This is a genomic window from Paenibacillus sp. OK076 (genome assembly GCF_900110055.1).
GTDB lineage: Bacteria > Bacillota > Bacilli > Paenibacillales > Paenibacillaceae > Paenibacillus.
This window is the reverse complement of the sequence record NZ_FOCH01000001.1, coordinates 3,481,822-3,494,236: the sequence shown is the minus strand read 5'-3', so window position 1 is coordinate 3,494,236 and position 12,415 is coordinate 3,481,822. Positions and strand designations below refer to the sequence as shown.

11 protein-coding genes are annotated in these 12,415 nt (G+C 44.4%); 8 read left to right on the top strand and 3 right to left on the bottom strand.

The features are described from left to right. Nucleotides 1-73 precede the first annotated feature (73 nt). Nucleotides 74-1,606: a hypothetical protein gene (locus BMY78_RS15430; RefSeq protein WP_090900286.1), complete on the bottom strand. Its 1,533-nt coding sequence runs from the start codon at nucleotides 1,604-1,606 to the stop codon at nucleotides 74-76. Nucleotides 1,607-1,912: 306 nt separating this feature from the next. Between BMY78_RS15430 and BMY78_RS15425 the strand changes: the two genes are divergently transcribed. From BMY78_RS15425 to BMY78_RS15415, 3 genes are all read left to right on the top strand, one after another. Beyond that, complete coding sequence (locus BMY78_RS15425) at nucleotides 1,913-2,155, top strand: hypothetical protein (protein ID WP_090900283.1); 243 nt, start codon at nucleotides 1,913-1,915, stop codon at nucleotides 2,153-2,155. A 223-nt stretch (nucleotides 2,156-2,378) separates the two neighbouring features. Continuing rightward, a complete protein-coding gene (locus BMY78_RS15420) occupies nucleotides 2,379-2,963 on the top strand; it encodes a cupin domain-containing protein (protein WP_090900280.1) in 585 nt (194 codons plus the stop codon). Nucleotides 2,964-3,132: 169 nt separating this feature from the next. Continuing rightward, nucleotides 3,133-3,825, top strand: a complete 693-nt coding sequence (locus BMY78_RS15415; protein ID WP_090900277.1) for a hypothetical protein — start codon at nucleotides 3,133-3,135, stop codon at nucleotides 3,823-3,825. 85 nt (nucleotides 3,826-3,910) lie between these two features. Here the strand turns inward: BMY78_RS15415 and BMY78_RS15410 are convergent, their stop codons facing one another. Then, a complete protein-coding gene (locus BMY78_RS15410; RefSeq protein ID WP_090900275.1) occupies nucleotides 3,911-4,798 on the bottom strand; it encodes a LysR family transcriptional regulator in 888 nt (295 codons plus the stop codon). A gap of 112 nt (nucleotides 4,799-4,910) precedes the next feature. Here BMY78_RS15410 and zwf point away from each other — a divergent pair, with 112 nt between their 5' ends. The 4 genes from zwf (at nucleotide 4,911) to BMY78_RS15390 (ending at nucleotide 9,999) form a co-directional block, all read left to right on the top strand. Continuing rightward, complete coding sequence (gene zwf / locus BMY78_RS15405; protein WP_090900272.1) at nucleotides 4,911-6,428, top strand: glucose-6-phosphate dehydrogenase; 1,518 nt, start codon at nucleotides 4,911-4,913, stop codon at nucleotides 6,426-6,428. A gap of 33 nt (nucleotides 6,429-6,461) precedes the next feature. After that, entirely contained in the window at nucleotides 6,462-7,127 is a 666-nt protein-coding gene (fsa, locus tag BMY78_RS15400) for a fructose-6-phosphate aldolase (RefSeq protein ID WP_063563123.1), read from the top strand. A 60-nt stretch (nucleotides 7,128-7,187) separates the two neighbouring features. Then, nucleotides 7,188-8,606, top strand: a complete 1,419-nt coding sequence (gene gndA / locus BMY78_RS15395; RefSeq protein ID WP_090900269.1) for an NADP-dependent phosphogluconate dehydrogenase — start codon at nucleotides 7,188-7,190, stop codon at nucleotides 8,604-8,606. A 289-nt stretch (nucleotides 8,607-8,895) separates the two neighbouring features. Beyond that, nucleotides 8,896-9,999, top strand: coding sequence for a metallophosphoesterase (locus tag BMY78_RS15390; protein WP_090900266.1), 1,104 nt, complete (start codon nucleotides 8,896-8,898; stop codon nucleotides 9,997-9,999). A 138-nt stretch (nucleotides 10,000-10,137) separates the two neighbouring features. Here the strand turns inward: BMY78_RS15390 and BMY78_RS15385 are convergent, their stop codons facing one another. Beyond that, the gene (locus BMY78_RS15385; RefSeq protein ID WP_090900263.1) at nucleotides 10,138-11,163 is read right to left on the bottom strand and encodes a hypothetical protein; all 1,026 of its coding nucleotides are present in this window, start codon (nucleotides 11,161-11,163) and stop codon (nucleotides 10,138-10,140) included. A gap of 275 nt (nucleotides 11,164-11,438) precedes the next feature. On the opposite strand from BMY78_RS15385, the gene licT reads away from it, so the two are divergent. After that, complete coding sequence (licT, locus tag BMY78_RS15380) at nucleotides 11,439-12,281, top strand: BglG family transcription antiterminator LicT (protein ID WP_090900260.1); 843 nt, start codon at nucleotides 11,439-11,441, stop codon at nucleotides 12,279-12,281. Nucleotides 12,282-12,415: the final 134 nt, after the last annotated feature.

Here is a 12,415-nt window from a genome sequence, read left to right as displayed (position 1 = left end):
ATTCGAATGAATCCGGTTTTTTTTTTTTTTTTTTTGTATTACTTGTTCGATTGTTTAGAATTTGCAATACAAATTAGAAATCCCTCAACTGATCAAACACCTCATATAACGCCTCATGGTTAACTTTAATAGTACTCTCATTACCAAGTTCCTGTTCCAGTTGATCAAGCAAGCTCGCAAGAACAACATAGATTTCTTCACGTTCAACCGTTTCAATAAAGCCAGTTTTAGCATCCATTTTGTTGAAGGTTTGTGTGTAGTTTTCAACCATGGAAAATAGCTGTTTCTGGATAACTTCGTTGCTTATCTGGCTTTGAGCCAGCTGACGAATTTCCTTGAGACATTGTTTATACAGTTGTGCTGCCTTCTTGGCATGAGCAGACTTTATATGATCCCGTCCGTCCCAGTCTCGAAAAGGATTCGTTAGATTCTCTGCGAGCCATTCCGGTTTTCGCGGTTTACTGATTTCGAGTTCGAGCCCGGCTGCGGCTGCTTTTTTATATCTCGTTTTAATTGATTTGGCGGCTTCTGCTGGCAAACTGGTTAGCCATAGTTTCGATAGCTTAGGGAATTGTTCTGGGTTAGGGAACTGTTCTCCAATGAATCCGAACAAGTCATATGTACTAAATTCCTGTAACGCCTTCAAATGCTGAATGGATTCAAGTTGAATCAGACTGCCTGGTTTACCCCACAAACGCAATTCCGTAAGTTCCGGATAACGTTTCACAAGGGGGGCTAAATCCAGCCCCGTGATTTCTCTAATATGTAAGCCATCCAGACGTGGAACTCCGTTGATATGTGGCAGACTAGCAGCAACATTCAATGTTAACCATTTTCCATCCTCATGAGCATCAATACAAAGGCCGGCAGACAGGTTTCCTGTAAAATTCAGACTTTTCATCTTGGTATTCAAAGTGAGACGTTCCAATCCGCTGACATCGATGACGAGTTTGGTCAAATGACTTTTACTGAGGTCCAGCGACTTTTGAACGTGGTTCGTGATATGGAGTTCATTGATAATCGGCTCCTTGGTTAGGAAGGGTATCAGTGATTCCGAATATCCGTCCATTTGAATATTTGTCAAACAAGGCAGTTTGGCAAGTTCGGCCACATCTTCTTCAGACCTCGGCTTGAAATTGCGTATTACACTCGAATTGCGTCTGATCATCTGATGGCCAACCGAGATCTCTTCAAAGTCTTCAGCGGCTTTCTTAAACCGTATTCTTCTTGTTTCATCAATGGCATCCCATTGAAGTTGCCGGTACAGACTGTCCCCAATCAGCCATCCTCCGCTATAACTATTTGTCTGTTCAGTGACAAGCGGAGGGATATTACCTGCCAGAATATAATTGGAAGGGACATTGGCATTCACAAAGGTATGATCCAGCCGATTTTTCCAGAAATAAAAGCTGCAAATGAGCGGTTTCATCTGATGAAGTTCCGTTTCATCGGGCCGCTGATCTCCTGTCCAGTCCAATTGCAGGATTGCAGCAAGCTGGCGTGATCCCTTACTCCCGGTTTCTTTCAGGCCAGTTACCTGGCAGGCAGCATATTGTTGTAAATTTTCGACGTATACACAGTATATGTCTCCGACCGTTGGGACCATGATGTGCTCCTTTCGTTTTGCATAAATCAATGCTAAGCTTCTTGTAAACTAGGGATTTTGCAAAAATGATAATAAAAGAATTATATCAAAGGCGTTCGATCACATCCATTTTGGATAGAGCCATATTTGAATCGATAGAAATCTGAATATCTAAGGGAGGTTATTTATGACTACAGGTATTAGCCGTAATAAAACGCTGGGTGAATTTTTGAAATCTCGGAGGAGCCGGATTCAGCCAGAGCAAGCCGGGATCACTCCAGTTAAGTGAGGAAGAGAAGGACCATCTATTTCGTTTATGGGACCCCAATGCAGAGCATGTATTCCCTGCCTCCGATTCACATCTCGAAGCGAGATGGCAGAGCATCATTATTCAACTTGCTTACCCGTTTTCGAATGAAAGTAAAGATCCCTGGTACTCGCAGTCTGGAGAGAGTTCATGAGAATCTGGGTGCATTGCAGGTTTCTTTCACCAAGGATGAATGGGCTGAGATTGAACGAATATCTCCTAAAGGATTTGCCGCAGGGGGAAGATACCCGGGACTTGCCTAATATAAAGCAAGACTATAGATAAAACACTTAACGCCCCAGACCTGTTTTCAGAAAAGGGTGTTTTTGTGTTTTACTTGAGAGTGGATGATTTTCACCTAATTGACAGATGAAATTACTCGGCTGGATAAAAATTGCAATGGAACCGTGTCCTCGGTATTATCTCCGCTAATTAACGCATACAGTACAACAATGAGATGTACGCCTACAAGGAGGAAACAGCGGTATGACTAATCCGATTCTGCAAGCCCCGAATGTTCAGCTGGCGGCCGATTCGACAGCGGTGTTGAATTATCAGCGTGATTCGCGCAATTATATTACCCAGTTATTTGGACCGCAGCTGCCTACGATCAAAAATGGATTCTTCAATGTACACATGAGCAAAGGTATTATTGTGCAGCCACACTGGCATACAAATGTGACCGAGATGGTCGTTCTGATCAACGGGGAAATTACCACCTCTGTCTACGATCCGTTCAAGCGGGAGCGGATTAGTTATCACTTGAAGCCAGGTCAGGTTTCGATATTCCCTCAAGGATGGTTTCACTGGTTTGTGGCGGAGACTGATGAAGTACACCTGTTGACGATTTTTGATCAACCTACACCGGACATTGTGCTCGGGGCAGATTTCCTGGTTGCAACGCCGCCTGAAGTTGCCCATCGTGCATACTGCATTGATGAGGAGGCATACGCAAAGGCAGTAGCATCAATTAAAAATGACGCTATTTTGGGACCACCGATTGGCTGTGTGGATTCTGTTTCCGATCAGGCAATCAAAGCATCCAAATCCTCCAAAAACTCAAAGGGATAACATCAACACGTTCTCCTATCTAATGACCGATTCAGGTCCGTGACCGGAACATTTTCCGAGTACGGGCCTATGTTTTGTTCCAATTAACACATTCCGAATTCTCTGTTAAGATAGGCATAACACTGGTTTGTTACAGTAGTAGCACTCAAAGAATCTGGAGGGACGATCCATGACCATGACTGAGCAGGAAATGCTGGAAACTGCGATGAGCTATGCACCTGTATTGATGTTTGATCGCAATGAACCCTTTTACCCTGATTTTGTAGGCGTTTCCATTTTGGATCAATCAGGACCTTCACCGTCATTCCAGCGTGAAATTCATTTTCCGGTTGAGGCGGTCCAATATGTGATTGAATTTTCGATTTGGTGGGATTATGAAATTGGACATTTGTACGAAATGGAGCATGTGTGGATATATGTGGGTCATGATGGTGAAGTCGTGGACTGTGAAGCCAGCTTCCATGGCAAAGTACTTCGGGGATTGCTGAAGGATCGAGTGAATGTGGTTGGACGCCATGTGTATCTATACTCGCAGCCAGGCAAACATGCTTTTTCTCCGATCCCTGTGGTGTTTGAACTTCTGCCAGATTTGTATAGTGCAGCAGGCGCCAATGCGGGGTGTGACGGTCTGCTCGTGAACGAGATGTTCAAAGGTTATTTCGAAACCAATGAAGAGATTGATGCCAGCGTGCGGAGTTTCCTGCAGACTAAGGCGTTTGTTCCCTCTATGGAGTTTGAAGAGTTTTTGCTTGAGCCGAGTCTATTCATGCCCTGGGAGCAACTGTTTGCTATGATTCCTGAGAGAATTGAGAGTAGATTGAGAGAACTTGAATCAGGTAGAGTTGGCAGGTTGTTTACTTAGGAAAATGAATATAACAAAAAGTGCTTCATCATCTTTTTAGGATGACGAGGCACTTTTTTTGTAAACCAGTAGAACAACGAGTTTCTTAATCTGCTTTGAAAATGAGATCCATAAACCGGTTGGCTGCCAGGGAAATCGGCATATTACGTTTTGTCATGATGCCCACATGCGAAGGGGGCAGGGCAACATCCAGCTGAATTTCGAAGAGAGAACCTTCTTCCAGCTCTTTGGAAATAAATTCACGGGTGACATACGATATGCCCAATCCCCGCCGTGCAAATTCAATTAACAAATCGACACTGCCGACCTCAATCTCGGGCTTGAGGGTATAGCCATAGCTGTTGAACAGCTCCGTGATCGCCATCCGAACCCGGCTGTTTCTGGAGAAAAGAATCAGTTGATGCTCCAGCAGCATGTCCAATGTCATAACTTTATCCTTCAGTTGAGCATAACGTTCACCCGCAACGAAGCAGTCTTTGAGCTGGATACTTTCCCTGACCTCAAGCTGTGGATCAACAATGGGCATCCGCACAACACCCAAATCAATTTTACCTTCTTTCAGAAAGGTAATGACTTCCGGCGTTGTCCCATGACTTAGATGCAGCTTGATGTTAGGGTAGAGCACATGGAATTCTTCCAGATAGGACAGCATGTAATGCTTGAACAGCGAATCACTGCCACCAATCCGTAGTTCTCCGTTGTCTAAACTCTTCAATGCAGCCATTTTCTCCTCGGCCAGCGAGATCAAAATCTGTGATTGTTCAATATACGAATAAAGACTTACACCTTCCTGTGTTAGCGCAACTCCCTTGGAGTTCCGGTAAAACAACGTGAGACCAAAGCTTTCTTCCAGCTGTTTAATGGCATGACTGACACTTGGTTGAGTAATATATAGCGCTTTGGCGGCTTGGGTCAAACTGCCTGTTTTGGCAGCCCAATAGAATACCTTATATAATTCATAATTTGTCGTCATAGATATTGTCTATAGCTCCTGTGAAATATATTAATTACTTGTATGGCTATAAAACGTATTATAGTGTAACTACAGCAAAGAAACCAGAGTTACTTGGAAGGAGAATAGTGAGATGGAACCAACGAGCATTATTTTATTTGGTGCGACTGGCGATTTAGCCAAAAGAAAAATATATCCAGCCTTATATAATTTATACATTGAGCAGAAACTTCCGGCATCCTTCTCGCTGATTGGTTTGGGACGCAGAGAATGGTCTGATGAATTCTTTCAGGCACAAGTGGAAAAATCATTAAATGAATTTTCCAGACGCCCGGCTGATCCCCAAGTTGTGAAATCTTTCGTGCAGGCTTTCCGCTACAGTGTATTGAATATAAGCCATAAGGAAGATTATATAGAGCTGTTAAATTTGGTTGAACAAAGAGAGGCTGAACTTGGCATTCCGTCCAATCGTCTGTTCTACCTTTCGGTTGGTCCAGAATTCTTTGAACCCATTGCAGAGAACATTCAGGAAAGTGGACTTGGATCAACTGAGGGCTGGAAACGCCTTGTGATCGAGAAGCCATTTGGACATGATCTGCAATCGGCTCGTGACCTCAATCGCAAATTAAGCGAAGCGTTCACCGAAGAAGAAATTTATCGAATTGACCACTATTTGGGCAAACCGATGGTACAGCGTCTTGAAACCTTGCATCAGAGCAATCCGATCATGAAGGCGTTGTGGAACAACCGTTACATCTCCAATGTGCAGATCACCGCTAATGAGACTGTTGGTGTGGAAGAACGGGCATCCTATTATGATCATGTAGGCGCCGTGCGTGACATGTTCCAGAATCATATGCTGCAATTGCTTATGATGATGGCGATCCAGCTTCCGTATAACAGCACCTCGGAAAAAGTCGGTTTGAAGAAAAAACACATCATGGAATCAATCCAGCCACTGCAAAAGCAAAACGTGGGTGCAAGTGTCATTCGCGGACAGTATGCTGAAGGAAACATCCATGGCAAATCCGTTAACGGATATGCAGCTGAGCCGGGTGTTGCCGAGAATACGATGAATGATACGTTTATTGCTGCCAAATTGCAGATTGATGACTTCTTCTGGCGCGGAGTACCATTCTATATCCGTACCGGTAAACGAATGAAGGAGAAATCCACTCGTATCGTCATCGAATTCAAGGAACCATCCGGACAGTCCAACGTGGTTAACGGTTCCAAACCGAATCTGCTTGTGATTGAGATGAGTCCTGACCAGAGCATGACGCTGCAGCTGAATGCGAGCGACCCGCAAAACAAAGGGGAGTTCAAGCCGGTTCATATTGATCTGTCACCAGATCGCGAGGATCTGGCGGAGGCTTATGAGAACTTGATTCATGATGCATTGCATGGTGATCCAACGTTCTTTGCTCATTGGGATGAAGTAGAACTGTCTTGGGCTTGGGTACAACCTATTCTGGATGCATTCCAGGAGAATTTGCTCCCACTTCATCTGTACCCGGCGGGAAGCTATGGACCCGCAGAGTCCGATGCGATGCTCGCTGCGGAGGGGCACCACTGGTGGTTTGATCAACCTGCCGATCAGCAGGCTGAAGATGATATTGAAGTTCCTATGGCTGTTAATGCTAATCTGTAACCTAAAAAACATATCCTTTGGAGGTAATTGAATATGAAATTTTTCATCGATACAGCAAACTTGGTAGACATCAAAAAAGCTTACAAAATCGGCGTCCTGTCTGGTGTAACAACAAACCCGTCATTGGTAGCCAAAGAAGGCGTGAAATTCGAAGACCGCATTGAAGAAATTTTGCGTGAAGTACCTGAAGTTGAATCCGTATCTGCGGAAGTAACACCAGATGCGATCACAGCTGAAGAGATGATTGCTCAAGCAGACGAACTGATCAAAATCAATAACAACGACAAAAACATCACCATCAAGCTGCCAATGACACTTGCAGGACTGGAAGCTTGCCGTTACCTGACCAAAAAAGGCGTGAAAACCAACGTAACGTTGATCTTCACCGTGAACCAGGCGCTGCTTGCTGCTCGTGCAGGTGCAACATATGTATCCCCGTTCCTGGGACGTCTGGATGACATCTCCGAAGATGGCGTTCAATTGGTTGCTAAAGTTGCTGAGCTGTTCCGTACACATAACCTGGATGCACAGATTATTGCGGCTTCTGTAAGACATCCGGACCACGTTACACGTGTAGCAATGGCAGGAGCACATATCGCTACTGTTCCATTCTCCGTCATTGAACAAATCTCCAAACACCCGCTGACAGATCAAGGCATGGAGAAATTCGCAGCAGACTGGAAAAAAACGGTTCAATAATAAAGGATTGTTGATTTCCAATTTTAAACTACTATATATAAAGAGTATTGGGAGGACATAATGAGTAAACAACAGATCGGTGTCATCGGACTTGCAGTAATGGGTAAGAACCTTGCCCTTAATATTGAAAGCAAAGGATTCTCCGTATCGGTATATAACCGTTCCCCGGAGAAAACGAACGATCTTCTGAAAGAAGCCGAAGGCAAAAACCTGACAGGCGCATTCACGATTGAAGAGTTCGTAGCTTCCCTGGAATCCCCGCGTAAAATCCTGATCATGGTGCAAGCAGGTAAAGCAACGGACGCTACCATTGAACAACTGCTGCCACACTTGGACGAAGGGGACATCATCATTGATGGAGGAAACGCATACTTCCCTGACACCCAACGCCGCAGCAAAGATCTGGAAGCCAAAGGTTTCCGTTTCATCGGTGCGGGTGTATCCGGTGGGGAAGAAGGCGCGTTGAAAGGCCCGGCAATCATGCCAGGTGGACAAGAAAGTGCTTATCAGTTGGTAGAACCGATCCTTACAGCGATTTCGGCCAAAGTAGGCGATGACGCCTGCAGCACATATATCGGACCAGATGGTGCCGGACACTATGTGAAAATGGTGCACAACGGTATCGAGTATGGAGATATGCAGTTGATCGGTGAAGCATATCACTTGCTCAAATCCGTGCTGAATGTGTCCGTTGAAGAATTGCATGCAATCTTCTCTGAATGGAACCAAGGTGAGCTGGATAGCTACCTGATTGAAATCACAGCAGACATCTTCTCCAAATACGATCCGGAAACCGGCAAACCCATGGTTGATGTCATTCTGGATGCAGCTGGACAAAAAGGAACAGGTAAATGGACAAGCCAAAGCGCGTTGGATCTCGGCGTACCATTGTCCATGATTACGGAATCCGTATTCTCCCGCTTCTTGTCTGCGATGAAAGATGAGCGTGTGGCGGCAAGCAAAATCTTGAATGGACCTGCGGTTGAAGCCTTCTCTGGCGACAAAAAAGCATTCATCGAGAATGTGCGCAAAGCCCTCTTTGCAAGTAAAATCGTATCCTATGCACAAGGTTTTGCTCAAATGCGTGCAGCTTCAGACGAATATGGCTGGGATCTGAAATACGGCAACATCGCCATGATCTTCCGCGGTGGCTGCATCATCCGTTCGCAATTCCTGCAAAACATCAAGGAAGCATATGACAAGGATGCAGCATTGAAAAACCTGCTGCTGGACCCATACTTCCAAAATATTGTTGAATCCTACCAAGGTGCATGGCGTGAAGTCGTTGCAGCTGCGGTAACTCAAGGAATTCCGGTTCCTGGATTCTCCAGCGCGTTGTCTTACTATGACAGCTACCGCACTGAGCGTTTGCCTGCGAACCTGTTGCAAGCACAACGTGACTACTTTGGCGCTCACACATTCAAACGTGTGGACAAAGAAGGTTCATTCCATTTCCAATGGATGGACACTAACGAGTAATATGTAATTCGAGATCATTCAGCATTCCTGTGCTCGTTCATGATGTTAGTCATCTTGAGCGGACGCAGGAATGTTTTTTTATTCAGATGAACAGGCTATGGGTTAACGTATCGGCTACTATATAATAATTGGAATTCAAATATTCCAAATTGTAATAAAATGTACGCATATAAGTATTGGAAACAGATGTCCTGTCGCCTTTAACTACGTTATACTTGTTCAGATGGACTGGAATTTGGTTAAGAGAAAATTCAGCAATCAACTTATTGACGTGGAGGTTAACGGAGGCATGTTTGTACTTGCAGGCATCTTGTTTTTGGTAGTGTACGGTTTATTAGTGTTTTACATAGGACGGAGCGGATGGAGCTGGATGAAGCCGGTTGTATCTGCGAGATTTCGTTGGTTTTACATCGTTGTGCTTGTATTCCTTGCATTTTCATTCATACTGGCAAGGTTGTTTGGAAGTATTTCCTTCCTGAGTGTTATCGGTTCGTATTGGCTTGCAATCTTTTCTCTGCTGTTATTGATCCTTCCCGTGGTTCATCTAACGCTATGGTTGCTTAGACTAACCCGTATTCCAAGACATTACGCTCACAAATGGGCAGGTGTGGTCACTCTCGTGCTGTTGCTGTCCACGTTGGGCTATGGTATCTATAACGCCTATAGTCCAGTCGTAAGACAATACAGCATTCAGATTGATAAAAAAGTGGAAGGTGTCGACAGCCTCAACATTGTTATGGCTGCGGATATGCACTTTGGCCTGCTGTCCGGCCCTGCTCACGCTAAACGCATGGTGGAAGAAATTAACACACTGAAGCCGGATTTAGTGCTGTATCCTGGTGATATTATCGATGACAACCTGGATATGTACCTCAAGAGTGGGATTGCGGATATTATCAGCGGCATTCAAGCCCCTTACGGAGTGTACGCTTCACTGGGCAATCACGACAAGTATAATGGTCCGATCGAGGATCTGATTGCTGCTTTGGAGAAGAGTAATATGCAAGTTCTGTATGATGATAAAATTACATTGGACGATAAGATTACACTGATTGGACGGAAAGACCGGACAGAGAAGGATCGTGCAGAAGTAGCGACGTTGATGCAGGATACCGACTTGAGCAAGCCTGTGCTCATGATGGATCACCAGCCTTATGATTTGGATATTGCGGAACAGAACAACGTAGATTTGGTTGTGTCTGGCCACACCCATCGTGGTCAGATCGCACCCGCTCAGTTTATTACTAAGGCCATCTACGAGAATGATTGGGGTTATCTGCAAAAAGGGTCCATGCACTCTATCGTCACCTCTGGATTTGGCTTCTGGGGACCTCCGATTCGAACAAGCAGTCGATCCGAGATTGTACAGATTCATGTGACGTTCCAGCAATAATCAGCGATAATAGTAACTATGAGCCCTTCCGTCGAAGGGCTCATAGTTGTACTCCATTCCAAAAGACGACGGATAGACATGTTTCATGTGATTGCTTTTATACAAGGCCCGTGTATCCTTTTGTATGCAGATGGCTGACTAATTCCGCATACCATTCAATGGCTGAACCTCAAGCGAATAGAATACCCCTTTTTTGTTGATTTCCCCAACAACAGTAGCAGCTCCTTTTTTCGTAAAGGTGTACTGATTTTCTTTAATTGTGACCGTATAGCCTTTCAGTTGGATTCCAAAAAGAGATTTTACTTTCGATGATGCAGCGGACAAGGCTTGTGATTTGCTCAGCTTAGGTTTGGCGAAGGATTTGTTGAAATCCTTGTACCCGCTCCAGTCCTTGCCAAAATCATTTTGGATTGCCCACACCTTGCCTGTCTTGGCTCCAATAAATACATGATTAATATCACCGTCATCGCGATAGTTCCAGAAGGAGTCTTTTCCTTTTTGCTGACGCAGCACAAAATCAAACGCCTTCGTTTGTGAAATGCCCAAAGTTTTCAATGCGTTTCTGGCTTTGTTGGTCAGGGAAGCATCAGCGTTTTGCAGGGCGTACGTGAAACTGGCTGTAATTTCATTGTTGTTGTCTACATCGATGTAAACACTTTGATGTTCTCCCCAGATTACCCAATAGTTATTGAGCCCGCCTTCTTTGCCTGTATTATTGACCCGCCACACGGCATCAGGCTTGAAGGTTTGCTTGGGGTCAAACGATTTCAGAAAGGTGTCTATTTTGAGACGAAGCGCATTATCCATAAATGTATGTATATCTGAAGCTCGGTAGATCAGGACGGTCGACTCTACACGGTCTTCTTTTTCATTATAGACCTGCGAAGATGTAGCGGTTGCGGCTCCCTTCACGATGCCTTCCACCGACAACTCGTCATCGCCCAGCCCTGGACTGGAACTGGTGAATTGCACCGTCTGTTTACCTACCAATGCTGTGATGGCTTCGGTTAATCGTTTCAGCGCTGTTTCATTGAGATTCAGGGGAGCCTGGGTATTTGCTATTACTGCTGAGGAATTGCTCTGCGTTGCTGCGGATATGGGGGTTGCGGATAATAGCAGGGTTATGGCTGCAAGAGTTGCTGTAACGGATTTGAATTTGTTCATTGTAAAGAATCCTCCTGTTTGTTTAATTGATAAAAGGTAAACAATAAAGCTTATATTCCTTTTGACGTGGAATTTAAGGGGAATGTTGCATGTATATGGAATGTAGTGAATTAGCAGTGGTAGCATTTTGGGTTGACACCGTTTTCAGGTTGTGATAAATTATACCCGAGGCTTGTTACCGGTAATGCGGGCAAAACCACTATGGAAATGATTTTTATTATTTCTATTTTGGTTTTGCCCTTTTTTGATCCTCAAAAAAAACAGGTGGGTCCAACATGATTATTAAACAGATATTTAATAACAATATTGTCAGTACCGTGGATGACAAAAATCAGGAACTGCTGATCCTCGGCCGGGGTATCGGATTTAAGTTCAAGGCGGGCGATGAGATTGATGAAGAACGGATTGAGAAAGTCTTCCGGCTTCAGGATGCATCGATCTATGAGAAGTTCAAGTCCATCGTCACAGAAGTGCCGATTGAAATCCTGCAGGCGACAGATGATATTGTGACACTGGCACGTACGCAATTGAACAAAACCATCAGTGACGGGATTTATGTCTCACTGTCGGATCACATTCATTTTGCTGTCCAGCGTTTGGAAAAGGGAATGATCACACGAAATCCGCTCTCTTGGGAAGTGCAGCATTTTTACAAGGCCGAGTTCGACGTGGCCCGGGAAGCGCTCACCCTGCTGAAGGAAAGACTGGATGTGGAATTTCCCAAAGATGAAATTTGCAACATAGCGCTGCATTTCATCAATGCCGAAGTCAATGATTCCATGAACGACGTCACCCATTTGATGCAGCTGCTGCAAGAGATTATGAACATTATCAAATATCACTTCAATGTTGAATTGGATGAAGATAGCGTCAACTATTTCCGTTTCATTACTCATTTGAAGTATTTCTGCCAACGGGTAATTACTCACTCGTCACACGACGATGCGGAGGAGTATTTATATGAAGTTGTACGGAAAAACTATCCCGAAACCTTCAAATGTATCGGCAAGATTGAAACATTTATCCAGAAGAACTACCAGTATGATATGACGCATTCGGAACAGTTGTATCTGACCCTTCATCTGGAGCGGTTAATGAAACCGAAGCGTGAGCAATGAATGATAAGAACATGAACCAGAACCTAACTAAATATCAAATGGGCTTGTTACTGTTCAATCAGGCAATACCCGAATGAATGACACGTAGAAGACGTGGCTATTTGTTCGGGTATTTTTTATTGGAAAAATGAGGA